The following is a 26997-nucleotide window of genomic DNA, read 5'->3' as shown; positions in this document are numbered from 1 at the left end:
CGCCTTGCTCGCGGGCTGTTGGGTGGCAACGCATCCGACTCCCGCCATGTGAGCAGGTCCCAACACCACGGAGGAGACACCGTGCAGCGGACCGATATCTCGGACCCGGCCTATTTCCACAAGGTCGTCGATTGCCAATGGGCCTGCCCGGCGCACACGCCGGTGCCCGAATACATCCGCCTCATCGCGCAGGGGCGGCATGACGAGGCGTATTGGGTCAACTGGGTCAGCAACGTGTTCCCAGGCGTGCTGGGTCGCACCTGCGACCGGCCCTGCGAGCCGGCCTGCCGGCGTGGTCGCGTGGAAGAAAAGCAGGCAGCCAAGCCCGAGCCCGTCGCCATCTGCCGATTGAAGCGCGTGGCGGCGGACAACAAGAGCGACGGGTTCCGCGCCATGATCCCCAAGCCCGCCGCGCGCAAGAACAAGCGCGTGGCCTGCGTCGGTGCCGGGCCGGCGTCGCTGGCGGTGGCGCGTGACCTGGCGTTGGAGGGTTATGCGGTCACCGTCTTCGACGGGGAAGCCAAGCCCGGCGGCTTCATCCGCACGCAGATCCCGCGCTTCAGGCTGCCGGAGCGCGTCATCGACGAGGAGTGCGGCTACATCCTCGGCCTGGGTGTCGAGTGGCGCGCCGGGCAGCGCATCGAGTCGATGAAGGCACTGCTGGCCGAGGGCTGGGACGCCGTGTTCGTCGGCTGCGGCGCACCCCGCGGGCGCGACCTGCCCTTGCCAGGGCGCCAGGAGGCCACCGAGCAGATCCACATCGGCATCGATTGGCTGGCCAGCGTGTCGTTTGGCCATGTCACCAGCGTGGCGCCGCGTGTCATCGTGCTGGGCGGTGGCAACACGGCCATGGACTGCTGCCGCTCGGCGCGGCGCCTGGGCGCCTCGTCGGTCACGGTGACCGTGCGCAGCGGCTATGCGCAGATGAAGGCCTCGCCCTGGGAGAAGGAGGACGCCGAGCATGAAGGCATCCCCATCCTCGATTTCCATGTGCCCCTGGCCTTCGAGCATGTCGGCGGCAAGTTGACCGGCATGCGCTTCAAGAAGGCGCAGACAGGTGAGGAGATCGTCATCCCCTGCGATGAGGTGCTGATCGCCGTCGGCCAGGAGAACAGCTTCCCGTGGATCGAGCGCGACTCGGGCATCGACTTCGACGAGCACGGGCTGCCAGTGCTGAACGCGCAGACCTTCCAGTCTTCGCTGCCCCATGTCTTCTTCGGCGGCGACGCGGCCTTCGGCCCGAAGAACATCATCACCGCCGTCGCTCACGGCCATGAGGCGGCCGTCAGCATCGACCGCCTGCTGCACGGCGAGCCGGTCACGCAGCGCCCGCCGCCGCACGTCAACCTCGTGTCCCAGAAGATGGGCATCCACGAGTGGAGCTACGACAACGCGATCACCAACGACTTGCGCAGCAAGGTGCCCTGGACGGCTGCCAACATCGCGCTGGCCAGCATCAAGGTCGAGGTGGAATTGGGCTTCGACGCCGCCACGGCCTTCAAGGAGGCCCAGCGCTGCCTGAACTGCGACGTGCAGACGGTGTTCGCGCCAAAGCTCTGCATCGAGTGCGATGCCTGCGTGGACATCTGCCCGATGGACTGCATCACCTTCACCGAGGGCGGCGACGATCTGCGTGAGCGGCTCAAGGCGCCGGCGCTGAACCTGATGCAGGACGTCTATGTCGAGGGCGGTCTCAAGACTGGCCGCGTGATGGCCAAGGACGAGGACGTCTGCCTGCACTGCGGCCTGTGCGCCGAGCGCTGTCCGACCGGGGCCTGGGACATGCAGAAGTTCCTGCTGGTTACTGCGAAAGCGGGTGCGGCTTGCCGTGATACCGCGACGCGCAAGGAGGTGGTATGACGACGACCCCCACGCGCGCTTCGCGCACTGCCCCCCGAGGGGGCTCGGCCTCCCTAGGGGCGGCCCGTCGGGAGGCCGCATGAGCCGCATCGAAGCCGTCAACGACTTCGTCGTCAAGTTCGCCAACGTCAACGGTTCGGGCTCGGCCTCGGCCAACGAGTTGTTCGCGCGTGCCATCCTGCGCATGGGCGTGCCGGTCAGCCCGCGCAACATCTTCCCGAGCAATATCCAGGGCCTGCCGACCTGGTACGAGGTGCGCGTCTGCGAGGCCGGCTGGCTGGGCCGGCGCGGCGGCGTGGACCTGATGGTGGCCATGAACCCGCAGACCTGGGCCCAGGACCTGGCCGAGATCCAGCCTGGCGGCTATCTGTTCTACGACAGCACCAAGCCCATGCCGGCCAGCGCCTTCCGGCCCGACATCCACGTCATCGGCATGCCGGCCACGGCCATCTGCAACGCGACCTACGACGTGCCGCGCGAACGCACGCTGTTCAAGAACATCCTCGTGCTCGGCGCCTTGAGCGAGTTGATGGGCATCGAAGCCGCTGTCATCGAGAAGCTGTTTGCCGAGCAGTACAAGGGCAAGGAGAGGCTGCTGGACTCCAATGTGCGCGCCCTGCATGCGGGAGCTGAGTTCGCGCGCGACCATCTGTCGGTGCAGCCTTTCGGGCTCAAGGTCAAGACGGCCGATGCGGTCGGCGACAAGATCTTCATTGAGGGCAATGCGGCGACAGCCCTGGGCTGCGTCTACGGCGGCGCCACCGTTTGCGCCTGGTACCCGATCACGCCGTCGTCCTCGGTCGCCGAAGCCTTCGAGAAATACGCAACCAAGTTCCGCACCGACCCCGAGACCGGCGAAAAGCGTTACGCCATCGTGCAGGCCGAGGACGAGATCGCCTCCATCGGCATCATCACCGGCGCCGGCTGGAACGGCGCGCGCGCCTTCACCTGCACGTCCGGCCCCGGCGTGTCGCTGATGACGGAGTTCCTGGGCCTGGCCTATTTCGCCGAGATTCCCTTCGTCGTCATCGACGTGCAGCGCGGTGGCCCCAGCACCGGCATGCCCACGCGCACCCAGCAGGCCGACCTGCTCTCCAGCGCCTACGCCTCGCACGGCGACACCCAGCATGTGTTGCTGCTGCCCGAGGACCCGCGCGAGTGCTTCGAGTTCGCGGCCGATGCGCTGGACCTGGCCGAGCGCCTGCAGACGCCCGTCTTCCTGATGGGCGACCTCGACATCGGCATGAACCAGCGCCTGTGTGCGCCGCTCGAATGGAACGACGAACGCCGCTACGACCGCGGCAAGGTCATGACGGCCGAGCAGCTGGACGCCGGCAAGGAGTTTGCGCGCTACAAGGACGTCGACGGCGACGGCATCCCCTGGCGCACCCTGCCCGGCACGCACGCCAGCAAGGGCGCCTACTTCACGCGCGGCACGACGAGGAACGAGCAGGCCCTCTACTCCGAGCGCGGTGACGACTACATCCGCAACGTCGAGCGCCTGCGCGCCAAGTTCGCCACCGCCGCGTTGCTGGCGCCTCAGCCGCTGGTGCGCGCCGCCGCGCAGAAGACCAGCGTCGGCGTTCTCTATTTCGGCTCCACTTCGCCAGCCATGGATGAGGCGCTGGTGACGCTGGCCGAGGCTGGCATCCATATCGACGCGATGAGGCTGCGTGCCTACCCCTTCCCGCCGTCGGTGGCCGAGTTCATCGCCGCGCATGGCGCCGTCTTCGTCGTCGAGCAGAACCGCGATGCGCAGATGCGCCGCATGCTGGTCAACGAGCTGGAGGTGGCGCCGGCTCACCTCACGCCGGTGCTGCACTACGACGGCACGCCGATCACGGCCCGCTTCATCATCGACGCGATCACGCGTCATGTGCATGCGCTGGCCACGGCGCCGAGGAGTGCCGCATGACCTATCTTGCGAAGCCCAAGCTGCACCATCCCAGCCTGACCAAGAACGCGGTCGGCTACACGCGCCGCGACTACGAAGGCAAGGTCTCGACGCTGTGCGCCGGCTGCGGCCACGACTCCATCTCCGGCGCCATCGTGCAGGCCTGCTGGCAGCTCGACATCGAGCCGCACCGCGTCGCCAAGCTCAGCGGCATCGGCTGCTCAAGCAAGACGCCCGACTACTTCCTCGGTGCCAGCCACGGCTTCAACACCGTGCATGGGCGCATGCCCAGCGTGCTGACCGGCGCCTACCTCGCCAACCGCGAGCTGCTGTATCTGGGCGTCTCCGGTGACGGCGACTCGGCCTCCATCGGCCTGGGCCAGTTCGCGCACGCCATGCGGCGCGGCGTGCGCATGGTCTACATCGTCGAGAACAATGGCGTCTATGGCCTCACCAAGGGCCAGTTCAGCGCCACGGCCGATAAAGGCTCGGTCGCCAAGAAGGGCGCAACCAACAACGACACCGCCATCGACCTCGCGGCCCTCGCGTTGCAGCTCGGCGCCACCTTCGTCGCGCGCAGCTTCTCGGGCGACAAGACCCAGCTCGTGCCCCTCATTGAAGGCGCCATGCGCCACGGCGGCGCGGCCTTCATCGACGTCATCAGCCCCTGCGTGGCCTTCAACAACCACGCCGGCTCGACGCGCAGTTATGACCATGTCCGCGACCACAACGAGGCGCTGAACCGCATCGACTTCATCGACCTGGCCGAAGAGCAGGTCGTCGAGCACTCGCCCGATGTCATCGATGTGCCGCAGGCCGATGGCAGCACGCTGCGGCTGCGCAAGATGGCGCCCGACTACGACCCCACCGACCGCCTGAACGCGATGCATGCGATGCAACTCCATGCCGCAGCCGGCGAGATTGCCACTGGCCTGCTCTATGTCGACCCGGCGGCCAGGGATTGGCACGCTGCCCAGCGCACGGCCACGGTGCCTTTGAACACCCTGGGCGAAGCAGCACTTTGCCCGGGCGCCGCCGCCCTCGCCAAGATCAACGCCAGCCTGCGATAGCAGGCGCGGGCCGTCCTCGTGCCCGCGGCGAGTGTGATGACCGGATGATCCCAAGGTGGGTCACTCGGGTCAATCCGGACAGTGTTTCCCTTGATCGAAGTCTTGCCGCCAGCGCCTAGTCTTGACGCGCTTGGGCGTTTTGCAAAATTCATTGACAGGGACTTTCAGTCCGTGGAGACCTTCTGGCCTCTGCCGTAGTCGCTTCCCTCTTCGGGGGCGCGTTCCCCCGGGGCTTGGACGCCCCGGTGTTAACGGGTTGGGTAGCAGGGTGCACTCGCCACGCTTTGCGCATGCACAGCCGTTTGGAGCCTCCAACTGGGAGGCGCTGTGCAGAAAGGATGCCTTTATGGCAAAGCAGCAACGACGTCCAAGCCGTCGGCGAGCGTTGAAAGACACCCTCTGGGCGAAGCTGGAGCTGGCTTTGAGAGCCACCGCCAGTGTGGTCTGGCTCATCAAGACCTTCTGGGGGGTCTGATGGGAATGTCTTCAACACCCCTGTTTTCTCAGCATCAATGAAGCGTCCTTATCTTTCCAATCAAAGTCCGCTGTACTGTCTTGAAAGCCGAAAACGGCTGGCTGGCGAAATACTGGGACTGTCGCTGCCGAAGTTGGAAGGCCTTGCGGCGCGGGCGAACAATTACCGTGAATGCACCCGCGTCACGGGTGGCAAACAGCGAACGGTTCATGTTCCGATGCCGTTGCTTCTCGCGGTCCATCGGCGCCTTGCAGTGCTGCTGAATCGAATAGCCGTGCCGCATTACCTGCAGTCCGGGCAGACACATCGATCGCATCTGACAAACGCGCGTGCGCATGAGACGGCGCGCAACATCGCGAAGCTGGATATTCGCCACTTCTATCCCTCGATCACGAAGGACAGAGTCTGGCATTTCTTCGTCGATGGGATGCTGTGTTCCCGAGATGTGGCATCGCTGCTTGCAAGGCTTTTTACGCATCAAGGCAGCGCTCCCATCGGCAGCCCGGTCAGTCAGGTGCTTGCATTTCACGTGGTTCGGCCAATGCTGGATGAATTGCAGGAACTTGCGTCGCGGCACAGGCTCCGCTTCACGTGCTATGTGGACGATCTGACGTTCTCGGGTGATGGCGCGGATCATGGCTTCCTCGCGCTGGCCGGTGATGTCGTGCGGAGGCATGGTTTCCTTCCTCATGCAGAAGCCTGCTACGGACCGGGCGAGGACAAGCTCGTCACGGGCGTGATGTTGACGCGCGACGGGCTGCGGGTTCCTGCGCCTCAGCTGCGCCGCATCGACGCGGCGCGTCAGGAACTGCTATTGGCCGAGGGAAATGAGTCGCGTCGTGTATTGCTGTCTCGCCTGATCGGGCATCTCGCCGCGGCAGCCAGCGTCGACGATAGCTTTCGGCCGGAGTTGAGCAGCCGCTGTTTTGCGGCACGCAAGCTCGCTGCAGCCCTGCCCGCCCGACCATCGCCGTCAGACAGCAAAGTCGCGAGTGTTGTTCCCCGTTTGCGCCCTATGAGGCTGAGCTACGGCGTCGGGACGTGATGCGGGTGTGTTGCAAGGCCTGAGATGATGCGCAGACTATGCGCGCATATCCCTTCATCCTCCTTGCCACTGCCCTCGTCCTGACCGCTTGTGCCAGCTCCAACCAGGACAAGGTCGCCACCGCCGCGACCACGCCACTCAGCGACCTCAATGTCGTTCGCGCCGACATCCCCGAGGTGCTGAAGACCGCGGCCGCGGCGCCCTACGCGACGCCCGTTGACGCCAGCTGTGGCGGCCTGGCGGCCGGCATCCGTGCGCTGGACGAAGTGCTCGGCCCTGACCTCGATGCCCCTCACACCAGTGGCAATCCCGGCCTGCTAGATCGGGGCGGAGATGCCGCCACCGGTGCGCTGCAGCGCACGGCCGAGGGGGTCATTCCTTTCCGCGGCTGGGTGCGCAAGCTCAGCGGCGCCGAGCGCTACGCGCATCAAGTCAGCGCGGCCATCACCGCCGGCGGCGTGAGGCGCGGCTATCTTCGTGGGCTTTCGGCCGCCAAGGCCTGCACGGCGAAGCCGGCTTGAGCGCCTAGCGCTCCATCTTCACGGGCGCCATGTCGCGGATGTAGAAGACGCCGTCCCATTGCGCACCCAGGCCAATGCCGGTGCCCAGAGGGATGCTGTAGCCGAACTCCATGCCGCGCGCCGGCAGGCCGATCTTGAGCTTCTTCGGCGCATTGAGGAAGGCGAAGCCGGCCGGATCACTGGCCAGGGCGGACTCGAGGCTGCGCGGATAGGCCGGCGGGATTGCCTGCACCTCGCCCGAGGCGAACTCCATGAAGCGCCCCTGCAGCGCGGTGGTGTTCAGCACGTAGTAGTCGCGGMCCAGCTTCTGGCCGAGGATGTCGCCGGCATAGCGATGGCTGTCGTCGAACTTCACGCCGCGCGCCACGTGGATGGTGTGGGCCCAGATGACGGCCTTGCGGCCCGGGTAGACGTGCTGCAGCTGCCACAGCACGTTGTCGGCCATCTCGTGGTCGCGCAAGTATTCGCCGTGCCAGAAGTTGGCCGCCTGGGCCTGCAATCCGGCCAGGCTGCGGCACAGCAACTCGTCGCCGCCGGGCTTGCACAGCGCGGCCTTCAGACGCGTGGCCACCGCGTCGAAGGTCTTCGCGTCGTTGCTTGATGGTGGCGTGCGGTCCATCTGCATCAGCTTGTCGGCGAGGCGTTCGAACACCGGCCAGTCGCTGGCATCGCCTTGCAGCCTGGCGCGCAGTCGTGGCGGCAGCTCGCTGCGGCTTAGAGCCCCGCTGAGCTGGCTGTCGATGCCAGACAGCAGCATGGGCTTGGGACCGGCCTGCGCCTCGTCCAGATAGCGCAGCAGCGTGCGGCCGGCGTCGCTCTTGGAGTACATGTAGAAGACATTGCCCGGCGCCAGCGCATCGAGCTGCTCACCGCGCTGCATGGCCTGCTGCAGCAGCGCCACGTCGAAGACGCCGCTCTCCAGCAGCAGCACGTCGAAGCCTTTCTGCTCATGCAGATAGCGCACCAGCCGCGTCTTGAGCTCGAACTCCTGGCGGCCGCCATGCGTCTGCTCACCCAGGGCCACGACGCGGGCATGGCCGATGGCGTCGCCAAAGGCCTGCAGCTGCGCATCGGTCAGCTCTGCCGGTGAGTTCGCGGCCATGGGTTTCATCCGGGCGCGCACCCAGTCCATCGAGCCGTCTTCGGCCGCCCGGGCACTCGTCACCATCATCGTCAGCGCGGCCAGCGCCAGCCATTTCCTGCTCATCGCCACTCCTTCTGTGGCGGGCAGGATAGCCACTCGCAACTGGTATCTGGCTCCTCAGGACAGGCCCAAGCTGGGCTCCTGGTCGGCCTCGTCCACGGGCCGCGCTGGTATGGTCGCCAGCGCCAGCTCGGCGCTGTTCAGCGCCCCTTCGATGAAGCCCTGGTAGTCCGAATAGGCCTCGCCGACGATGTGCAAGTTGCGCGCGCCGCTGCCGAAATCGAAGGCCTTGAAGGCGTCCATGACCTTCCACGAGCGCACGCCCGGCTGCCATCCGTGGTTGGCCGCGCCGTAGGGCGCGCGGGCCCAGTCGCGGATGCCATACGTGATGATGCTGTTGCGGATGTACTGGCTGGTCTCGGCCAGGCTCAGGTCGCCAAAGACGCGCCGTGCGTTGTCGGTCAACTTCAAGGCCGACTCGGCATTCGCATCCGCCGCCCGCTTCACGTCGCGGGCCACGAAGAGGGTGAAGGCATCGACGATGCGCGCGTTCTGGTCCACCTCGGCGCGGTCGTGGCGGTCGCCGTCGATGACGTAGTGGCGCCAGAACTCGGTGGACGGGCGGTCCATATAGAGCAGCACCATGCCGTGGCCGTCGGCGTCGGCCTCGGGGGCGCGGCGGAAGTAGTGGATCTCGCGCGTCGGCATGCAATTGGCGTATTGCTGTGGCGCCTGGCCATAGCTCCACCACGGCGTGTTGCAGACGAAGAAGACCTTCAGCATCGGAAAGCCATTGACGCAGTCCAGCTGCGAGCCGATGTGTTCGGGCAGGTGGCGCGTCAGCTTGAGCAGCGGCAGCCGCGGCAGCGCGAGGATGAGCCGCTCGGCACGCAGCGTGAGAGCGCCGTTCTGCGTCGCCACGTCCAGGGCCAGCGTCGGCTTGCCCAGCTCCACGGGGCGCACGCCCATCAGCTTGTGGCCGCCGGCCAGCGTCACGTTGGCATGGCCGCGCAGCCGTGTGAGCAGCCCTTCGGTCAACTTGGCCGAACCGCCCTCGATGCTGGCGAGCTGCTGGCCCACGGTCTTGAGCGCGCGCAGCCACCAGATGATCCATTCCGCCGCGTTCAGGTTCTCCGGGATCATGTGATAGAAAGTTCCGGTGTCGCGCAGCTTCACCAGCGCCCGGTGGCTCAGGATGCCCTGGGCCGACAGCGCGTTCCAGAAGCCCATGTCCCACAGCGGCTGGCCGTGCAGCTGGGCGTGCTTGCGCAGCCGCATGTAGTCGCCTTCCGTCAGCGCATCGATCCAGGCCTGGTCATCGGGCGCACGACCCATGATGAGCATGATGCCGCGCTTGAGCAGCTGCAGCGAGTTCAGGCCGCGCTCGGCCTCGGGCAGGTCGGTGTCATCGGTGCTGACTTGATCCGATGAGGGGCCGGAGAAGTCGAGCAGGCCCACGCCGAGCTCGGCGCACAGGGCAGCGAAACGCGGCTGCAGCGTCGGCTCGAAGCGCATCGGCCCGTACTCGGCGATGAAGCCGTCCATGTCCTCGGTCTCGATGCGTCCGCCCCAGCGGTCGGCTGCGGCTTCGAGCACGAGGATGCGGTGGCCCGCGTCGGCCAGGCGCAGCGCGCAATACAGGCCCGACACGCCGCCGCCGGCGATGACGATGTCATAGGTCGTCATGGGAATGCTCCACTTGTATGTACAACTGGGGCGGGAGCATATCGGAGGCGGCGCCGCGGCTACCACCGCGGCCCGTTTGCTGTGAGCGCGATCCCTGGATCCACGAAGGCGACGCGGAGACCCTCATGCCCAGTGCGATGTGACGGTCTATCGCGGCCTTCTACGCCCGTGGCTTCAAGCGCGTCAGGGGCTATGCGATGGCGCCGGTGCCGCTGTGGCGGGCAGTGAGAGCGGCGGAGAGTTCTATTCGAAGCCCCTGATTCAGGGCCTTCTCCGGGCGCCACTGAGTCCCGCACGCTAGCTGACGGCAAGCGAGACAGAAGGCAACGATTGCCCTGTCACGCCGCACCATCGAGCCGGATGCGCTACGCCGCCGCGGGCGGCCCGAACCAGGTGGTCAGTGCGTCGACGAGCCCGACCCGAGGTGTGTTTCCGACCCAAGCAACATGGCCGTCGGGTCGAATCAACACCGCGTCGGGCGCAGTGACCACCCCGACTGCCGGAAGCTCCCACGTACCTATGTACTTTGCGTCGACCAGCCGAACCCGATCTGCCCAGGCAGCGATGTCAAAGCTCCCGGGCTCACCGACGTTGAGCAGCACCGGTCGGGCACCATGCAGCAGGGAAAAGACGCGCAGCGGGCCGATCGCGGAGACCAAGTCGAGATCGGGCATGCGGCGTCCGAGCAGGGGGTGGCCCTTGCCAAGGTCATAGTGGATGCCCAGGCCGGACATCTCCGCAGCGACTCGCTTGCGCGGCTCCTCCATCTTGAGGAGCTCGCCCACGATGCCGCGCACGGCCAGCGTGCGATCGTCCTCGCGGTGCAGCGCAACTTGCGCCATCGTGGTCTTGAGCACGCGAGCGCCAACCGGGTGGCGCTCGGCGTGATACGTGTCGAGCAGCTTGTCCGGTGACGTGCCCTTGATCACCTGTGCCAGCTTCCACCCGAGGTTCACCGCATCCTGCAGGCCCGTATTGAGCCCCAGCCCGCCGATCGGCGAGTGAATGTGCGCGGCATCGCCGGCGAGCAACACGCGTCCCCTGCGATACGCCGTAGCCTGCCGCGTCATGTCCGTGAACCTGGAGATCCAGGTTGGGCTGTGGACGCCGTAGTCGGTGCCGCACGCGGCGATGAGCAGTTCCTTGAGATCGCGCAGCGTCGGTTCGGTGGCTGCATTCGTGTTCGGTTCGGTCACCATGACGCCGATGGGGCCGACGTCCTTGTATTTGATTTCTCCGCCTTTGATCTCGTATTCCGACCGGCTGAAGGCGTGCGTGCCCGCGAGCGACCGATGCACGCCGTACGGCGGCTTCTCCGTCATCTCCACTTCCGCGAGGACGTTGCTTGTCGTCGCATCCCAGCCCGCGAAGTCGATGCCCGCCATCTTGCGTACGAGGCTGCGCCCACCGTCGCACCCGATGAGATATTGCGCCCTCAGTGACCGACCGTCTGCGAGGGCGACGTCGACAGCCGCGTCGTGCTGCACGAAGCCCGTAAGTTCTCGGCCGTAGAGGATGGGCACCTTGAGCTCGGTGACCCAGTCGGCGAGGATGCGCTCGATGTGCTTCTGCCGCAGCGCAAGCCCATAGTTGTGGCGGGTCGGGAAGTCGCTGATGTCCAAACGGGTGACGGCGAAGCCCGTGACCTGCGCGATTTGCCCCGCCGAGAGGAATCGATCTGCGATGCCGCGCTGGTCGAGCACTTCAATGGTGCGCGAGGAGAGCCCTTGGGCACGCGCGCCGGAGAGTTCTTGGTTGGGCCGGCGTTCGACGACGGCGACGTCCACCCCTGCCAGTGCCAATTCGCCCGCCAACATCAGCCCTGTCGGGCCCGCGCCGGCGATCACCACCGCATGCTCGGTCATCGCTCGTGTGCTCCAAGATAAAGCATAGGCCGGCTCAGTCGAAAGCAATCCTGGCTGCTGCTTCGCACCGGCCGCATCCTGCCGGATCTCTGCGGGGCTGGACCTTTGCATCGAAACCGTTCTTCAGCTCGCCGTCGAGACAAGTTCGACAACTCGTCAGCGACCGCCGCCGGAACATAGCTCAGAATTTCCCAGCGCCTTGACGCTGAAGTGTCTCCATGTCTGCAGGCAACTCCAACGGTCCGGCCCGCCATCACGACGTCAGGAACGAAGCTGAGAGCCTCCCGACTGCATCGGTCGCAAGGATGTTGTAGTGGCTGGCCCCAGGCACGATGGCCAGTTGGGCAGGCGCGCGCTGCGAGCCATCCAGTCCGGCATCGCGCTGCCCACCGCCGAGCAGCTTGTAGAACTCGACGATGTGCTCCGGCCGCATGGCGTCTGCGTCGGCAAAGATGAGCATCGTCGGTGCCTTGATGCCGGCGACCGCGGCCGACCAGTCGTAGTCGTGACTTTCCATCTCGGCGATGCGGCGCATCAGCTGTTCCCAGTCGACCTCCGGGTAGAGCTTGCCCATCGGCGACTGCTTGAGATGGCCGCCGATCATGGGCGCATTGGTGGCCATCTGGTCGAAGGCGGCGAGCACTTCGGGGAACCAGGCCGAGCGCTTCATGGCTTGGGAAACGACGACCAGGCGGTCGACCAGGGAGGGGTGGCGAATCGCGAGCTGCAGTGCCACGCCCCCGCCGAGCGAATAGCCCATCACCGCAGCCTTCTTCAGGCCGAGGTGCTCGATCAGGGCCGCAACATCATCGGCAAGCGTCTCGAAGCGCAGCGGCCGGTCAACGTCGCGGGTGTGTCCGTGGCCTTGCATGTGCACGGCGATGACCTGATGCGAGGCGGCCAGAAGAGGCAGATTGGCGCCGAAGGCCTCGCTGGCGGCAACACCGCCATGCAGCAGCACCAGCGGCTTGCCGTTGCCGTGCACCTCGTAGTAGATCTTCTGGCCGTGGATCGAGGCGTAGGCGGTCTTGGGGCTCTGCGATGTCATGGTCGTTGCTCCTGATGCGAGGGTGGTGGGGGCCGCCGGAGTGACGGCGGAAAAAGCCCTTGCCGGCAGTGCGGCGGCGGCCAAGGCGGTGAGAAAGCGGCGTCTTTCGAACATGAAGCTCTCCTTTGGGTCGTCGAAGGCGCGAGCCGACCCCGGCGGCTCACGGAGGCCGCCAGACAGGCAATGCGCGGAAGTGGGGAAGCGCTAGGTCTTGCGCCGGGCGCCAACGCGTGAGCCGCGCTGCGCCGGTGCGGCCTTGGGGGGCGCCTGTGGCTTGTTGAAGGTCAGTTCGAGGTAGCGGCGCAGATGGTCCAGACAATCGGCTGCAACCGCCGGGTCATGCTGCGACTTGGCCAGCACGAAGGCGCCTTGCACGACGGCCTGGGTGAACATCGCCAGGCTGTGTGCGCTCCACTCGGCTTGCGGTGCGTGAGATGCCTTTGCCGCTTCGATGTCCGGCTCCAGAGTCGCGGCGTGCTCCTGGATGTGCTGGCCGCTGGCTTCGCTCAGATGCGGATGCGTCGAGTACGTTTCCTGCGCCAGCATGCCAAGCAGGCAGGTGAACGCGGCCAGGTCGCCTTGCATCGCGCCACGGCGGAAGTCCACATAGGCCAGCAGCCGCGCCAGCGGGTCGGGTTCGTCTCGGAAGGCCGCACGCGAGAACATCAGGTCGGCCTTGGCCGAGAAGCGCTCGGCCGCCGCCATGGCGAGGTCTTCCTTGCTCGCGAAGTGGTGGAAGAAGCTGCCCTTCGTGAGGCCCGTGGCTTCGCAGACGTCTTCCACGCGCATCGCCGCGTAGCCCTTGATGCGGATCAGATTCACCGCCGCATCCAACAAACGCTCTCTCGAAGTCGTTGCCATCGCACGCCCTCCTGCATACCGGTTGGTATGTAATCTACATACCAACCGGTATGGAGTCAAGCGGCGATGAAAACCTGTTGTCGTCTGGCTGATGACTTGTTCTCCAAGCGCTAGAGCAGGTGTTCGAGGCGAATCGGGAGATCGCGCAGGCGGCGGCCGGTCGCATGGAACACCGCGTTCGCAATCGCTGCGGCGGTGCCCACCGTCCCCAGCATGCCAATGCCCTTGATGCCACCGGCGAGGTGAGGGTCGTCTTCTTCGACGATGTGAATGTCGAAGCGCGGCATATCGGCGTGGACGGGCACGAGGTAGTCGCTCAAGCTGGTGTTGACGACGCGACCCGACGCCTGGTCCATCAGCGTGGCCTCGTGCAGCGCCATCCCGATCCCGCCGACGAGCCCGCCGACGTACTGGCTGCGCGCAAGCATCGGGTTCAATATCCGGCCCGCCGCGTACGCCGCTGTGATCCGGGTGACACGTACGGTGCCCAGCGTCGCATCGACGTGAACTTCGGCGAAAACCGCGCCGAAGCCATAGGCGCTGTAGGCCGGCCGCTCGGCAGGCGCGGTCCGGGCATGGACCTGCAGTCCTTGCCCGGCGGGGGTGGCCGCCCAGGCGGCGAGTGTTTGCCGGCGATTGTCGATGCGGCTGTGCAGCAGCCCTTCCACGAGCGTGACCTGATCGCTCGCAAGGCCGTACAAGGGCGAATCGGGATCGGCCACCACGTTCGCGAGGATGCGCTTCTTCAGCCCACGGGCCGCCTCTTCCACCGCCGGGGTGAAGCTGGCTGTCGCGATGGAGCCACCGGAGTACGGGCCTTCGGGCAGATCGGTGTCACCGAGTTCGACTTGCACGGCAGCGAGCGGTACGCCCACCGCTTCCGCGGCAATTTGCGCGAGCACCGTCAACGTGCCGGTGCCAATGTCCTGCGTGCCGCACCGCACACACACCACGCCTTCGCGGCTCAAGCCGACGCTGGCTTCGCACGCCATGCGAAACACCGGGTACAGCGCGGACGCCATGCCCCAGCCGACCCACGAATGATTTTGCTGCCACTGCTGCGGCTTGCGCGGGCGACGCGACCACCCGAAGGCATCGGCTGCGACGCGCAGACATGTCTCCAGGCCGTTGCTGGACCAGGGCAGGTCGGTGTGCATGTCGCGCTCGGCGAGGTTGCGCAAACGCAGTTCGAGCGGATCGATGTCGAGTCGGTGGGCCAACTCGTCGAGCGCCGATTCGAGCGCAAAGCTTCCAGGGCCTTCTCCCGGGGCGCGCATCGGGTTCGGCTGCGGTGCATTCACGCGCACCAGGCGCTGCGTGGTCGCCACATGGGCGCAGCCGTACAGCACCCGACTCGGGGTCGCGACTGGATCGAGGTGTTCTGCGAATGTCGACGTCTGCGCAAGCGCGTCGTGCACGATGGCACGCAGACGGCCATCGGCATCCATGCCGATCTTCAGGTCCTGCACCGTCTCCTGCCGCCTGCCGACTACACAGAACATTTGTGCACGCGTCAGCTCCAACCGAACAGGTCGCTGCACGTGCCGCGCCGCCATGACTCCCAACACCAGCGCCGGAAACCACGCGCGACCCTTGGATCCGAAGCCACCCCCGACGTACTGGGCGACGACGCGCACCCGCTCCGGCGGCAAATCAAAACAATGCGCAAGAATGCGTCGCGAGCCGAACACCGCCTGGGTGGAGGTGTGCACCGTGAGGCGGCCCTGCTCCCAATGGGTGACGACGGCGTGCGGTTCGAGCGGAAGGTGGTTGTGCGTCGGCGTGGTGTAGCGCTGCGCGAGGACGTGCGCAGCTTGCGTCAACTCGCGTTCGGGCTCGCCGCGGCGGCTGTCCACAGCCACACCGCCGGCCGCCTCTTTGGGTGAAACCACTTCGCCGAGCGCGGCGTTCATCGCGGTGATGGCCGGTGCCGGTTCGATATCGACTTTCACGGCCGCAGCGGCGCGCAGCGCCTGCTGCGGCGACTCAGCGATCACCAGCGCAACGGGCTGCCCGGCGAAATGAACGGTCGCGTCCTGCAGCAGCGCAAGAAAACCGCCATTGCGGACCCTCGGCGCGTTTGCGTGCCAGAGCAACGCGACCACCCCCGGCATTGCCAGCGCGGCAGTGGCATCGACGTTGCGCACCACGCCGCTGGGCACATCTGCCTGCACGAGCGCCGCGTGAAGCAGTCCCTGGACTGTTTGTTCGGCAGCGTAGCGGGCTGCGCCGGTCACCTTCAGTTCGGCTTCCAGCCGCGGCGTGGCACGACCGTTTGGACGCTCAGGTACGGTCATGACCGGTCCCTCGTCTGCAGTAGCGCGCGCAGTACCGCACGGGGCAGCAGATCTACCTTGAATGCGTTGTGACGCAGCGGCGCCGCCCCGACCGAGGCCAACTCGGCAGCACGTTGCAGACTCTCGTCGTCGCAGCGAGCGCCGAGCAGCGCCTCTTCGCAAGCGGGCAGCCGCCACGGCACCGTGCCGACGCCCCCGGCCGCGATGCACGCTGCGCGCACGATGCCATCAGCGATTGACAGGCCGGCAGCAACCGAAACGACGGCGAACTCGAACGACTCACGGTCGCGCAGCTTCAGATAGCTCGATTGCCGCATGCAAGGCGCAAGCCGCAACTCGACGTGGGTGATCAGTTCGCCGGGCTCAAGGTTGGTCTCGCATTCGGGCCGGTCGCCCGGCAGGCGATACAAGCGCTGCAGCGCAAGGCGCCGCTCGCCGCGCGGCCCGATCAGACGCAACTGGGCGTCGGCCGCAATGAGCGCGACTGCCAGGTCCGACGCATGCGTCGCGACGCAGTGTGCACTCGCGCCGAATACCGCATGCAGGCGGTTTTCACCGTCGATGGCGCCGCAGCCGCTGGCCGGCTGCCGCTTGTTGCAGAGGGCCAAGCCGTTGCGGAAGTAGCTGCAGCGGGTTCGTTGCAGCAGGTTGCCTCCGACAGTGGCCATGTGCCGCACTTGCGGTGAAGCGCTTGCGAGCAGCGCCTGCGCGACGGCCGGCGCTTCGCGGCGCACGTCCGCGTTTGCCGCAACGTCGCTCAAGCGTGCCAGCGCGCCGATCGACAACGTGCCATCGTCAATCGACACTGTGGCTAGCGGCAACCGACCGATGTCCACGACCCGCGTCAACGAGGCGAGGCCGGCCTTGTGCAAAGGGATCAACTCCGTGCCGCCGGCAATGAAAGCCGCACCCGGTTCGGCCTGCACCGCGACAAGCGCGGATTGCAGATCGACCGCCCTCACATACGAGAACGGGTGCAGGGTCATCGTTGGCCCACCACCTGGAGTATTGCGTCGACGATGTTCGGGTAAGCGCCGCATCGGCACAGGTTGCCGCTCATCGAGGCCTCGACACTGCCGCGATCCGTTACGCCGTCCTCTTGGAGGAGGCCGAGTGCTGAAACGATCTGCCCCGGCGTGCAGTAGCCGCACTGCAGTGCGTCGCAGTCGATGAAAGCCTGCTGCAGTGGGTGCGTCAGGCCGTCGCGCGCCACACCTTCAATCGTCGTGATCTCGCGTCCGTCCTGCATGGCCGCCAACGTCAGGCAGGCGTTGATGCGGCGCCCGTCGGCGAGCACGGTGCAAGCACCGCAGGCGCCCATGCTGCAGCCCTTCTTCGTACCCGCCAGCCCCAAGTGGTCGCGCAACAGGTCCAGCAACGTGGTCGAAGCCGGCACCGTGAGCGTGTGGGCTCGGCCGTTGATCGACAGGCACACAGACGTGCGGTCATCGGCGTTGCCGGCAACACCTGGATCGACGGCGGGTGGGAAAGATTCGGTTCGCATGCGTCGAGGATATCGACGCTGCGTCACCCAACAAGTGCGTTCGCCATACGGGTATCGCCACTACCCGGCTTGCGGAACTGGCCGCGCCGTCACACCACGGGTGGTTCGGGCCTGAAGATGGTGAGCCGCAAGTCGGGAGCTCCGTCGGGCGTGAAGGACGTGATGTTGTAGGGGACCTCGCCATGCACGGGGTGCCGTAGCGTCTTTCGAACGGTCGATCGATCGGCCACCACGTCGTGATGAGCCCACCAGGCGCGGAACTCGGGGCTTGCCGCCGCGGTGCGCGCGACCAAGGCTGCAAAGCCGGGGTCCCCGTTCGAGCGGCCGAAGTCGACACGGAAGCGCGCGAGCACGTCCCGCGCGTCGATCTCCCAGTCCGCCATCCGCTCGCGGTAGAGCGGGCTCGTGAAGGTGAGCCATAACTGGTTGCGCGCCTCGGCCGGCAGGCTGCTGAAGTCGCCGAAGAGCTGACACAGCGGTTCATTCCACGCCAGCAGATCCCAACGTTTCGTCTTCAGGTAGGCCGGCAAGGTCAATGATCCGACCAGCGCTGAAAGGTCGTCCACGACGCGGCCGATGGCGGCTGACTCGACAGCCGGCGCAGGGTGGCCCGCGAGCGCCAACAGGTGCGCCCGTTCGGTGCTGCCCAGGCGCAACGCGTCGGCCACTCGTTCGAGTGCGCTCGCCGAAACGCGAATGGGCCGCGCCTGTTCAAGCCACGTGTACCAGGTGACGCCGATGCCGGCCAGCGCCGCGACCTCCTCGCGGCGAAGCCCGCGAGCGCGACGCCGCGCGCCGCTCGGCAGTCCCACGTCGGCCGGTCCCAGGCGAGCCCGGCGGCTGGTGAGGAAGACTGCCAGTTCCTTGCGTGCATCGAGGGTCACGTGAAAATTATCAGGCCTCGCAATCGACTGCCAGCGTGTGACAGCTTCTCGGCAATCAAGGCGGAGAAGTGAATGTCGCTGATAGGCGGCGGATTCAACCGGGCACAGTCCGCAGCAACAACCAAGCGGGCAACCCCAGATATAGCGCCAGCAACCCGAGTCGTTCCAGCCCCGCGCGCGCCGCTGTCGCCCACCCCGGGAGTACCAGCCAGCCAGCAAACGCGCCCAACTCGATCACCGCCCGCACCGCAGCCGCGCACAGCACCACGCCGGCAATCCAGGCCGCCCACCACAGCGCAAAGGCCGTCAGGTAGGCCGCCAGCCCGTAGCTGTAGAACTCCCCGAAGGCGCTGCCGTAGGCGATCTTCTGGTGCAGCTGGAAGGCGGGCACGGCCAGCAGGAAAGGCAGCAGCAGGAACTTGAACGCCGGCTGGGCGAGGCGGCTGGGCGGCAGTTGTGCGCGGCTGCGGGCGTAGGCCCACCAGGCAAGCCAGGCAGGCTGTTCATGCATGGGCAGCCCGAGGGCACGGGCCAGGGCCCAGGGGTCGGGCAGGGCGAGGCCGTGGAGCCAGCGCTCGCCTGAGTTCAGACGCAGCGAGGCGCCTGAGCCAGGCAGGTGCAAGCACCAAGGCTCGATGGCGGCGATGTCGCTCAGTGGGACCTCCAGTCGCCGCGAGCCGCGCGTCAGCACCAGTAAGCCTTCCGCCAGCGTGACCTGGGCTGTGCAGGCGCGCAACAGGGCCCATGCCGCTGCCTCGGGGATGAGGCACAGGGCCGTGAACATGCGCAGCAGCGCGAGGGTGTTGGTCTGCAGCGTGCCATCGCCCCACAGCCAGATTGCACCCATGGCCAGCGCGCCGCCGCGCGAGATCAGCTGCAGCAGGCCCGCCACGGCGCGGGCGGCAGGGGGCAGCACGACGAGCTGGCTCGCAAGAGTGGCTGGCAACTCGGCGGGAGAGATACCCACCCAACGCCGCAGCACCGACCACATCGCCAGTCCGGCAATGAAGACCGCCGCCGCGCGCCCGACCCAGTCGCCCCAGCGGACCATCAGCGTGGGCGCCGGGTCGCGCACTGGCAGGTCGCCGATGACGAGGGTGCGCTCGCCCATGCGCGTGGCGGCGATGACATTGCCGCGGGCGTCGATGACGGCGCTGAAGCCATTGGTCGTGACGCGGAACTGCGGCAGGCGGGTCTCGATGCTGCGAAAGGCCGCGACGGCCTGGTGCAGTGCGGCGCCTTGCTCGTGGTCAGTGAACCACGAGTCGTTGGACATGGTCAGGATGACTTGCGCGCCCAGGCGTGCGCCGGCGATGGCGAGGCCGGAGTCGGTGTCGTCAAGGCAGATCAGCGGTAACACGGGCACCTCGCGCCTATCGGCCAGGCGCAGCGGGAAGACGCGCACGCCGCTGCCCGGCCGCCAGCTGCCGGCGCCGGGCAGCCAGCCCCGCACGGTGGCGTTGTCCAGCCACTCGGGCAGGTATTCGGTGAACGGAAAGAGCCGCGTCTTGCGATACATGCCAGCCAAGCCGCTGCGGGGCGACACGAAGGCGGCGGCGTTGTATTCGCCCACCTCATCGCGGTCGTAGGTGCCGAACACGAAGGGCACTCCGGCCGCGTCGACGATGGCCTGGATCTCGGCGTCCAGTTCGGCACCGGCCGCGCTCTTGGGCTGGCCGAAGCTGGTGGGGTAGACGGTCTCGGACCACAGCACCGCGTCGACATGCTGGCGCTCGACGGCGTCGTAGCTCATGGCGAAGTGCGTATCGAGGACCTCACGCACGACGGCGGCAGCACCCTTGTCGCGGCGCAGGCGCTCGTAGTCGGTGATGTTGGACTGCACCAGGCCCATGCGCAGTGGCTTGGCTGCTGAGGTTTGCTCAGGTTGCAGCGCGAAGAGGCCATAGCCGGCCAGCAGCAGTGGGCCGACGGCAGCAAGCACCAGCGGCACAACCATCGCGCGCAGGCCTTCGCGRCGRCGCGCSAGTGCGGCGGCGACGGCCTCGTTGGCCAGCAGCAGCACGACGGTCAGCCCGGTGGCGCCGCCCAGCTCGGCGGCCTGGCGCAGCAGCGGCGCGGGGTAGAGGCCGTGGCCCAGCGTGTCGCCCAGCACATGCGGCAGCGCCCATTCGGCCGCGACCCAGGCGGTCGCGCCGATGCATGCGGCGAGGGTCACGCCGTGATGGCGGCGCACCAGGTGGCGCACGACGGCGAAGACGAGGATCTGCGGCTGGAACAGCGGCGCGGCGAGCAGGAGCAGCGCCAGGCCCGCACCCGCGCCGATCTGCGTGTAGGCGCCGAGGGCGCTGCCGAACCAGAAGAACACGGCGGCCGTGTAAGCGACCGACATGGCCCACGCACCGAGCAACGTGCGGCCCAGACGGGCTTCGGCATCCAGCGTGCGCAGCCAGGGCACCAAAGCGACGAAGCCCAGCATCCATGCCGGCCCGCCGCGGGCGTACAGACCGCAGAGCAGCGCGGCCGCGACGACGCCGGTCCACCGGCTGCGGGCGAGCCGGCTGGGCAAGGCAGCGAGCGTCAACGCGGGCCGTCCACCGGCGCCGGCACGACGATGCGCCGGATCGGCAACCCCGGCGGCGCCAGTTCAGGCGGCACGACGCGGTCGGCCGGCACGGCGACGCTGCGGCCATTGATGACCAGCGTCTGCGCATCCGGCGAGAACATCAGCAGGGGCTCGATGCGCTGGCCGTCGTCGGTGGCCTGGTGGTGGCGCACATAGCCGGGCGGCAGCTCGAAGCTGTCGGGCACGGCCAGGCCGATCAGCGGTGGCCGCGTGCCCGGAGGGTTGAAGGCACCGAGGCCCGTGCGCACGCCGGCCGCATGCAATCGCTGGATCACTTCAGCCACCGTCGGGCGTTCGCCTTCGTTGATGTAGTCGGCCAGGTCCGGCGTCTGGTCACCATTCGGGTCGCGCAGACGCAGGATGCGGGCGACCGGCGCAGTGGCCGTTGCGGTCATGACCACGGCGACCGTTGTATCCGGGACCGTTGTGTCCGGGGCGCTGGCCCGGGCGGTGGGTGTCGGGGCAGCCACTGATGCCGGCTGAGCCGGTGCCGCAGCAACCGCTGGCGATGCGGGTGCCTCAGCCGCCGGCCACCACCAGGCGAGCCCACCAACTACCGCGGCGATCGCAACCACCAGCACCCAGGGGGAGGGCCCCCAGGTGGTGTTGTGGCGGTCGTTGGGTCGCGTCATGACAGCCCGCGTTCAGTTCATGGCGCCGCCGGGTTGGACGTCGAAATCGCCCAGCCCATGCGCTCATGCCCGTACTGGTTCCAGATGGGGCTCTTGCCGTTCGTGAATGACGTGTAGCGCGCCGCGCCCGATCCGGTGGTACCGCCGAAGATGCCGGCGGACACGGTGCCGCCGCTGTAGGTCGGGTGGGTGTCGTCGGACTGGATGTAGTCGTAGCTGCTGCTGGCCGAGACGAACTTGGCGTTGGCGTCGCGCAGCGTCGATTTCAGCGTCGACGTGATGCGCGTGACGTAGCTGGCCTCGCTCTCGCCGGCCACATAGCGCAGCGCGTCGGAATCGATCACGCCGTCGCCGTTGCTGTCGTAGTCGGCGCCCATGTACTGCGCGAAGTTGTCGGCGCAGTTGAAGCCCTTCTGGCGCGCGTACTCGCACATCCAGTAGTTCATCGTCGCAATCTTGGGCAGGAAGCGGTCGCGCATGTTGACGGTGGCGCCGGTCGTCGCGTCCTTGCAGCTGCTCTGCGTGTTGTCGGCGTTGTAGCCGGGGTAGTGCAGGTTGGAGATCTGCTTGAGCTTCACGCCGGCATAGGCATTGGCGTTGATGAAGTCCATGGCGGCAGCCACATAGGTCTTGCAGCTGTTCACGGCGGCGTCCATGCCTGCGTAGTTGCAGGTGCCGGTCTGGCTCTTGAAGGCGGAGCGGGCCTGCAGGCCGTCGTTGCCACACATCTCGAAGGTGACGACGCGGGTGGACGCCGCCTGCATGTACGACTTCTCGGCCACGATCTTGTTGTTGTAGACGTCGGAGGCGACGGCGCCGGACTTGGCGCGGCGCACGCTCTCGATGCTTGCATTCCACTTGGCCGCAAGGTATTCCGCGTCCACCGTGGGCGCCGCGTATTTGGCGGCATTCAGCACCGAGCCGTTGTAGCCGGCATAGATGGAATCGCCATAGGCGACGACGCGGTATTTGACGGTCGTGCCTGTGCGGTTGATGGTCCAGGACACGTTCTGCGTCAGCGTGCTGGCGGCGGCCGGTGTGGCGCATATGACCGCAAGCAGTGGTACGCCCAGGTGGCAGGCGGCGCGGCCCAGGACCGCGCGAAGGGAAGTCCTCATCTGTGTCTCCTAGCTTGGTGTTTGCGACGGGAACCAACAGAGCGCCCGGCCGCCGCGTGGGCAGGCCGGAACCATGAACAACACTTCACGCTAGCACCCTGCCTGCGGGGCGAATCGGGGACATTCCCTCTGTGTGCGGTGCAGCAAGAGGGACGGGGAACCCTGGTAATACGACCAAATCGACGTGTCGAAGCCGCGGCGAAGATCGCGCACTTGCAGTTCGAGCCCAACAATCTCTGGCTACCGCCTCATGACTGAATTTGTCGTTTTTCTAGCAGTCTTGCTGGTTGTGAATGTGCTGGTGTCGCGCCGCGTCATCGCGACGGGGCGGCGGATACACCTGCCGGTGGGCATGCTGCTGGTGGCGATCTGGCTGTTCCCGTTGGGAGGCGCCTTCATCGCCTTCCTGTCCACACCATGGCGTCGTGTGGTGGACAAGGTCGTCGCGGACGCGGGCTATCGCGATCGCAGCAACGGGCAGGGTCCGGCGCCCGAGGAATTGGCTCACGCGGCGGGGGGTGCGAGTTTTTCAGTCATGGACCATTTGCAATGGGGCCACGAACTGCCGGTGCTGGACTGGCGCGCCCTGAACCGCTGGGCAGTGGGCGACGAGACCAGCCATGCAAGTGACGAGCAGCGCATCGCTGCGCTTGAGGCCGGGCGCCGGGCCTGGCTGCTGCACCTGGGCGAGGCGCTGGGGCCGCAGATGGGCCTGCTGGAGACGGAGGAGGCCATGGTGCTGTCGCCGCTGAACGAGCGCGAGGAGCGCGCGACCGCCGCCTACGTACATACGGCCCGCAGACGCATCGAGCGGCTGCTGGGGCCGCTTGCGAGCTTCCCTGCGGGCCAGCGCAGCCTTGTTCTGGTGCTCAACAGCGAGGACGACTACTACCGCTATGTTTCGCTTTACTACCCGGACGGCGAGTTTGCCGTTTCAGGGGGCATGTTCATAGATGCCGGCTGTCCGCACTTCGTCGTGGTGCGTGCCCATCTCGGCGCTATCGAGCCCGTCATTGCGCACGAGCTGACGCACAGCGCGTTGGCTCACCTGAGGCTGCCGCGCTGGCTGGACGAGGGCATCGCCGTCAACAGCGAACGCCGTGTGGCCGGTGCGCAGCCCTCGCTGCACACGGCGCCGGAATTGCACGGCCTACTGCGCGACCACTGGAATGCGGCCAAGGTGCAGCGGCTGTGGTCGGGCGAATCCTTCCTGCGCGCCGACGATGACACGCTGCTGTCCTATGAGCTGGCGCGCATCCTGGTGGAGCAAATGTCGCGGGACTGGGACGGCTTTGCTGCTTTCGTGCGCGCGGCCGCTCACGCGACCGACGCAGGTGGCAGCGCGGCGCGTGACGCGCTGGGGCTGGACCTGGGCGCCTGCGCGGCGGCGCTGGTGGAAGCGTCATCAGCCGAGGGCTGGTCGCCGCAACCGGCGCTCTGGCGCTGAGTGACGCCGGCAGACGGCTACTTCTGGCGGGCGATCAGTACAGCCGGATCGCCGAATCGAAATGCCAGGTGCGGCGGATCTCGATGACGTCGTACTCGCGCGCCAGCGCCGGCGTGAAGGCCGGGTAGTTGGCCTGGCTCTCAATGACGCGGCGGATGGCCTCGTCCAGCGCCGGCACGCCGCTGGAGCGGTAGAAGCTGACCGACTCCACCGTGCCGTCGGCGCGAATGGCAACCGTCACGAGCGGGTCGGTGTAGGGTTGCTTGATCGCGTCGCGGACGAGGTCGAAGGTCTGGTTGAACTGGATCTTGCGCGCCCAGGCCTCGGCGTAGAGCACCATCTCGGCGTTGGCATCGGTGCGGCCGAAGAGGCGGCCACGGCGGGCGCTGCTCCAGGACGAGGGCAGGTTGGAGGGGGCCTGGCGTGCAGCATCCCGTTGGGCGTCACGCTTGGCGGCTTCCTCGTTGAGCTGCTGGCCGATGGCGCGCAGCCGGGCTTCGCGCTGCTCCTCGGCGGCCTTGGCCTCGGCCAGCTTGGCGGCCGCGGCGCGGGCGGCTTCCTGGCGAGCCGCCTCTTGGCGCCCGGCTTCCTGTCGTGCGGCCTCCTGCCTGGCGGACTCGGCGGCCTGACGGGCGGCTTCGGTGCGTGCAGCTTCCTGGCGGGCCGTTTCCTGGCGGGCTGCCTCTTGCCGGGTTGCTTCCGCGCGCGCGGCCTCGGCGCGGGCGGTCTCCTGCCGAGCCGCGTCCTGTTGCGCCGCGAGTCGGCGTTCGGCCTCCAGCCGTGCCGCTTCCTGCTTCGCGGCGGCCTGGCGCTGGGCTTCCTGGCGTTCGGCTTCCAGCCGCGCCGCCTCGGCCCGGGCCGCTGCCTCTTGACGTGCGGCCTCCTTGCGAGCGGCCTCCTGTCGGGCCGCTTCCTGTTTCGCAGCCTCAAGTCGTTCCGCTTCGGCCAGTTTTTCGGTTTGCTGCTGGGCCTGCTGTTGGGTGTCGCGCCTGGCGCGGTCGAGCTGGGCCATTTCGGCAACGCGCTCACGGGCCTCGCGGTCCAGGGCGGCGCGCGTGCTGTCGTCGCGCGCCAGCGGGGTCAGGGCGCTGGAGGCGGCCGAGAGGGCCGCGATGACGGGGGCGGAGGCCGGGGGTTGAGGCGGCACCGTCCAGGTCGTTTCGCTGGGCCGCTCCACGGCGATGACGGCCGGGGCGGGGAGGGGTGGCGGTGCCTCATCGGCCGCCGGGGCGCGTGGCGCCGGCACAGCCGAGGTTTCGGACGGCGCAAGCGGTTCGGCGGGCAGGGGCGATGGCTCAGCGGCAGGCGCTGGCGGCGGGGTGACCAGCACGACGCGCAGGTCGGGCACCTCGGCGCGGCGGGCCTGCCAGGGCAAGCTCAGGCCGGGCAGGCCCAGGCCTTCACCGCCAAAGGTCAGGCTCAGCAGCAGCCCATGGGCCACCAGAGAGATCAGCAGGGCCCGCGCCGGGCCATGGCGCGATCTCCGCGGCCAGGAGGGGGCGGTTTCAGCGGCGAGCGCCTGCGCGAGGCTGGGGCCTGAAGACCAGCGGCTCAAGCCGGCCCCACCAGGCGGGGGCGAATCAGCTCGGGATGATCCTGGCAGCGCATGCGCCCATTGTCGTCAGACGTGCGGGCCGATCAGCACCGGGTTGCCATCAGGGGCGCCCGGCCCCGCGGATGCGGGGGGCGTGCTGGACCGGCACGCCACCCGCCAACCGCGGAATTAGGGAAGGGTTGATGCGGGGGCGTGTCGCTATCGGCGTCGCAATAACGTCTGTTCCACAAGCCTGACATTTTTCGGAGATTCCATGATGGCCTCCCTGCCCGATCCCCGCCGCCTGCTGACCCTGGATGCGCTGTTCGCGCGCCGACGTCCGGCGCGGGCGGAGCGCGAAGAGCCGCAGTTGACGCGCATGCCCGAAGACGCCGACGTGCTGATGATGCAGGAGATGGCCAGCACCCAGATGGGCCGACTGGCGGCAGAGGTGGCGCTTCAGGAGGGCAGCCGCCGCCAGTACGCCGCGCGCGAAGAGAGCGAAGTCATGGAGGCGCGGCGCGAGCGGCGCTGAATCAGATCGGCGTCAGCAGCGCCTCGCCGCGCCGCCAGGCGTCGACGTTGGCGATGAAGTTCTCCACCGTGGCGCGGATGGACTGGGGCGACCAGCCGGCCACATGGGGCGTCAGGATGACGTTGTCCAGGCCCAGCAGCTCCTGCGGCGGGCGGGGCTCGCTTTCATAGACATCCAATGCCGCACCGGCGATCTGCCCAGCCCGCAGGGCCGCGGCCAGCGCGGTGGTATCCACGCAGCTGCCGCGCGAGATGTTGACGACATGGCCGCCGGCGCCCAGCGCCGCCAGCACCTCGGCGTTGACGATGTGCCGGGTGGCCGCCCCGCCGGGCGTGGCGACGACGAGGTCGTCGGCCCAGGCAGCCAGGGCCATCACGCTGTCGAACCAGGCCGCATCGCCAGCATCCTCCCGCGGGCGGCGGTTGTTGTAGCCAATGACCATGCCGAAAGCGGCGGCACGCGTGGCTATCTTGCGGCCGATGCCGCCCAGGCCGATGACCCCCAGGCGCCTACCCTTGAAGTTGGGGAAGAGGGGCAGGGCGTCCCGCCAGACGCCGGCGCGCAGCGCCACGCCCAGCTGGGGCAGTGCCCGCACGCTGGCCAGCAGCAGGGCCAGGGCGTGGTCGGCCACGCAGTCGTCATTGGTGCCGGCGCCGTTGCAGACGAGCACGCCGCGCGCCTTGGCGGCCGCCACGTCGAGGTTCTCGTAGCCGGCGCCCTGGGCGGCCAGCAGCTTGAGGTTGGGCAGCGCGGCGATCTCGTCGGCGGAGAAGCCGGTGCCGCCATTCGTCAGCACGAGGTCGATCTCGGCGGCGTGGGCCGCTATTGCCGCGGCCCGGCCGGTGGCGTCGGGGGCGTCGATGACGCGAAAGCGTTCCAGCAGCAGGGCCTTGTGTTCGGCGGCGATCGGGACGAGCAGCAGCAAGGTTTCCATGGGCAAATTGCAGCAATCAGAAAGCGCCATCATGGCCGAACCCCTCTGCTGCTTCTCCC

At 67.6% G+C, this 26997-nt stretch carries 21 protein-coding genes; 7 read left to right on the top strand and 14 right to left on the bottom strand.

What is annotated here, in order from left to right; genetic code table 11:
• Positions 1–81 precede the first annotated feature (81 nt).
• The 5 genes from ACXJKJ_RS07590 (at position 82) to ACXJKJ_RS07570 (ending at position 6865) form a co-directional block, all read left to right on the top strand.
• Positions 82–1860, top strand: coding sequence for an FAD-dependent oxidoreductase (locus ACXJKJ_RS07590; protein ID WP_457389669.1), 1779 nt, complete (start codon positions 82–84; stop codon positions 1858–1860).
• A 79-nt stretch (positions 1861–1939) separates the two neighbouring features.
• Positions 1940–3775, top strand: coding sequence for a 2-oxoacid:acceptor oxidoreductase subunit alpha (locus ACXJKJ_RS07585; protein ID WP_457351137.1), 1836 nt, complete (start codon positions 1940–1942; stop codon positions 3773–3775).
• Positions 3772–4824: a 2-oxoacid:ferredoxin oxidoreductase subunit beta gene (locus tag ACXJKJ_RS07580; protein ID WP_056191887.1), complete on the top strand. Its 1053-nt coding sequence runs from the start codon at positions 3772–3774 to the stop codon at positions 4822–4824. The genes ACXJKJ_RS07585 and ACXJKJ_RS07580 overlap by 4 nt, the downstream gene beginning before the upstream one ends.
• 512 nt (positions 4825–5336) lie before the next feature.
• On the top strand, positions 5337–6344 hold the full coding sequence (locus ACXJKJ_RS07575) for a reverse transcriptase family protein (RefSeq protein WP_457389668.1): 1008 nt from the start codon (positions 5337–5339) through the stop codon (positions 6342–6344).
• A 38-nt stretch (positions 6345–6382) separates the two neighbouring features.
• Positions 6383–6865: a hypothetical protein gene (locus ACXJKJ_RS07570; protein ID WP_056191892.1), complete on the top strand. Its 483-nt coding sequence runs from the start codon at positions 6383–6385 to the stop codon at positions 6863–6865.
• A gap of 4 nt (positions 6866–6869) precedes the next feature.
• Here ACXJKJ_RS07570 and ACXJKJ_RS07565 read toward each other — a convergent pair whose 3' ends face one another.
• The 12 genes from ACXJKJ_RS07565 to ACXJKJ_RS07510 all read right to left on the bottom strand — a co-directional run bounded on the left by ACXJKJ_RS07565 (position 6870) and on the right by ACXJKJ_RS07510 (position 22488).
• A complete protein-coding gene (locus ACXJKJ_RS07565) occupies positions 6870–8072 on the bottom strand; it encodes an erythromycin esterase family protein (protein WP_457389667.1) in 1203 nt (400 codons plus the stop codon).
• Between the two features lie 54 nt (positions 8073–8126).
• Positions 8127–9695 carry a flavin monoamine oxidase family protein gene (locus tag ACXJKJ_RS07560; RefSeq protein ID WP_457389666.1) on the bottom strand — a complete coding sequence of 523 codons (1569 nt, stop codon included), beginning with the start codon at positions 9693–9695 and terminating at the stop codon, positions 8127–8129.
• A 365-nt stretch (positions 9696–10060) separates the two neighbouring features.
• Positions 10061–11560, bottom strand: coding sequence for an FAD-dependent monooxygenase (locus ACXJKJ_RS07555; RefSeq protein WP_457389665.1), 1500 nt, complete (start codon positions 11558–11560; stop codon positions 10061–10063).
• A 253-nt stretch (positions 11561–11813) separates the two neighbouring features.
• Positions 11814–12608, bottom strand: a complete 795-nt coding sequence (locus ACXJKJ_RS07550) for an alpha/beta fold hydrolase (protein WP_457389664.1) — start codon at positions 12606–12608, stop codon at positions 11814–11816.
• A gap of 204 nt (positions 12609–12812) precedes the next feature.
• Entirely contained in the window at positions 12813–13469 is a 657-nt protein-coding gene (locus ACXJKJ_RS07545; protein WP_457321988.1) for a TetR/AcrR family transcriptional regulator, read from the bottom strand.
• Positions 13470–13579: 110 nt separating this feature from the next.
• Positions 13580–15766: a xanthine dehydrogenase family protein molybdopterin-binding subunit gene (locus ACXJKJ_RS07540; protein ID WP_457389663.1), complete on the bottom strand. Its 2187-nt coding sequence runs from the start codon at positions 15764–15766 to the stop codon at positions 13580–13582.
• Positions 15763–16752, bottom strand: a complete 990-nt coding sequence (locus ACXJKJ_RS07535) for an FAD binding domain-containing protein (protein WP_457389662.1) — start codon at positions 16750–16752, stop codon at positions 15763–15765. The genes ACXJKJ_RS07540 and ACXJKJ_RS07535 overlap by 4 nt, the downstream gene beginning before the upstream one ends.
• A complete protein-coding gene (locus ACXJKJ_RS07530) occupies positions 16749–17270 on the bottom strand; it encodes a (2Fe-2S)-binding protein (protein ID WP_056191902.1) in 522 nt (173 codons plus the stop codon). Before ACXJKJ_RS07530 ends, ACXJKJ_RS07535 begins: the two co-directional genes overlap by 4 nt.
• Before the next feature lie 89 nt (positions 17271–17359).
• A complete protein-coding gene (locus ACXJKJ_RS07525; protein ID WP_457389661.1) occupies positions 17360–18154 on the bottom strand; it encodes a helix-turn-helix transcriptional regulator in 795 nt (264 codons plus the stop codon).
• 94 nt (positions 18155–18248) lie between these two features.
• Positions 18249–20681: an apolipoprotein N-acyltransferase gene (gene lnt, locus ACXJKJ_RS07520; protein ID WP_457389660.1), complete on the bottom strand. Its 2433-nt coding sequence runs from the start codon at positions 20679–20681 to the stop codon at positions 18249–18251.
• Positions 20682–20692: 11 nt separating this feature from the next.
• Positions 20693–21139 (bottom strand): hypothetical protein, encoded by a 447-nt coding sequence (locus ACXJKJ_RS07515; protein WP_457389659.1) that lies wholly within the window; start codon positions 21137–21139, stop codon positions 20693–20695.
• 248 nt (positions 21140–21387) lie between these two features.
• Positions 21388–22488, bottom strand: coding sequence for an SGNH/GDSL hydrolase family protein (locus ACXJKJ_RS07510; RefSeq protein ID WP_457389658.1), 1101 nt, complete (start codon positions 22486–22488; stop codon positions 21388–21390).
• Positions 22489–22738: 250 nt separating this feature from the next.
• Between ACXJKJ_RS07510 and ACXJKJ_RS07505 the strand changes: the two genes are divergently transcribed.
• The gene (locus ACXJKJ_RS07505) at positions 22739–23935 is read left to right on the top strand and encodes a hypothetical protein (protein ID WP_457389657.1); all 1197 of its coding nucleotides are present in this window, start codon (positions 22739–22741) and stop codon (positions 23933–23935) included.
• A 34-nt stretch (positions 23936–23969) separates the two neighbouring features.
• Here ACXJKJ_RS07505 and ACXJKJ_RS07500 read toward each other — a convergent pair whose 3' ends face one another.
• A complete protein-coding gene (locus ACXJKJ_RS07500) occupies positions 23970–25490 on the bottom strand; it encodes a TonB C-terminal domain-containing protein (protein WP_457389656.1) in 1521 nt (506 codons plus the stop codon).
• A 253-nt stretch (positions 25491–25743) separates the two neighbouring features.
• Here ACXJKJ_RS07500 and ACXJKJ_RS07495 point away from each other — a divergent pair, with 253 nt between their 5' ends.
• Positions 25744–26004, top strand: a complete 261-nt coding sequence (locus ACXJKJ_RS07495) for a hypothetical protein (protein ID WP_157281053.1) — start codon at positions 25744–25746, stop codon at positions 26002–26004.
• Position 26005: 1 nt separating this feature from the next.
• Here the strand turns inward: ACXJKJ_RS07495 and ACXJKJ_RS07490 are convergent, their stop codons facing one another.
• A complete protein-coding gene (locus tag ACXJKJ_RS07490) occupies positions 26006–26938 on the bottom strand; it encodes an NAD(P)-dependent oxidoreductase (protein ID WP_457389655.1) in 933 nt (310 codons plus the stop codon).
• Positions 26939–26997 lie beyond the last annotated feature (59 nt).

It is taken from the genome of Roseateles sp. P5_E1 (assembly GCF_054049335.1).
This window is presented reverse-complemented; position numbering and strand designations above follow the sequence as displayed.

Bases quoted from the DNA above. Each gene is read 5' to 3' on its own strand.
- ACXJKJ_RS07510 (WP_457389658.1), bottom strand. From the start codon at position 22,488: ATGAGGACTTCCCTTCGCGCGGTCCTGGGCCGCGCCGCCTGCCACCTG.
- ACXJKJ_RS07560 (WP_457389666.1), bottom strand. From the start codon at position 9,695: ATGACGACCTATGACATCGTCATCGCCGGCGGCGGCGTGTCGGGCCTG.
- ACXJKJ_RS07545 (WP_457321988.1), bottom strand. From the start codon at position 13,469: ATGGCAACGACTTCGAGAGAGCGTTTGTTGGATGCGGCGGTGAATCTG.
- ACXJKJ_RS07555 (WP_457389665.1), bottom strand. From the start codon at position 11,560: ATGACCGAGCATGCGGTGGTGATCGCCGGCGCGGGCCCGACAGGGCTG.
- ACXJKJ_RS07495 (WP_157281053.1), top strand. From the start codon at position 25,744: ATGATGGCCTCCCTGCCCGATCCCCGCCGCCTGCTGACCCTGGATGCG.
- ACXJKJ_RS07505 (WP_457389657.1), top strand. From the start codon at position 22,739: ATGACTGAATTTGTCGTTTTTCTAGCAGTCTTGCTGGTTGTGAATGTG.
- ACXJKJ_RS07580 (WP_056191887.1), top strand. From the start codon at position 3,772: ATGACCTATCTTGCGAAGCCCAAGCTGCACCATCCCAGCCTGACCAAG.
- ACXJKJ_RS07535 (WP_457389662.1), bottom strand. From the start codon at position 16,752: ATGACCCTGCACCCGTTCTCGTATGTGAGGGCGGTCGATCTGCAATCC.
- ACXJKJ_RS07575 (WP_457389668.1), top strand. From the start codon at position 5,337: ATGAAGCGTCCTTATCTTTCCAATCAAAGTCCGCTGTACTGTCTTGAA.
- ACXJKJ_RS07550 (WP_457389664.1), bottom strand. From the start codon at position 12,608: ATGACATCGCAGAGCCCCAAGACCGCCTACGCCTCGATCCACGGCCAG.
- ACXJKJ_RS07570 (WP_056191892.1), top strand. From the start codon at position 6,383: ATGCGCGCATATCCCTTCATCCTCCTTGCCACTGCCCTCGTCCTGACC.
- ACXJKJ_RS07530 (WP_056191902.1), bottom strand. From the start codon at position 17,270: ATGCGAACCGAATCTTTCCCACCCGCCGTCGATCCAGGTGTTGCCGGC.
- ACXJKJ_RS07540 (WP_457389663.1), bottom strand. From the start codon at position 15,766: ATGACCGTACCTGAGCGTCCAAACGGTCGTGCCACGCCGCGGCTGGAA.
- ACXJKJ_RS07585 (WP_457351137.1), top strand. From the start codon at position 1,940: ATGAGCCGCATCGAAGCCGTCAACGACTTCGTCGTCAAGTTCGCCAAC.
- ACXJKJ_RS07490 (WP_457389655.1), bottom strand. From the start codon at position 26,938: ATGGAAACCTTGCTGCTGCTCGTCCCGATCGCCGCCGAACACAAGGCC.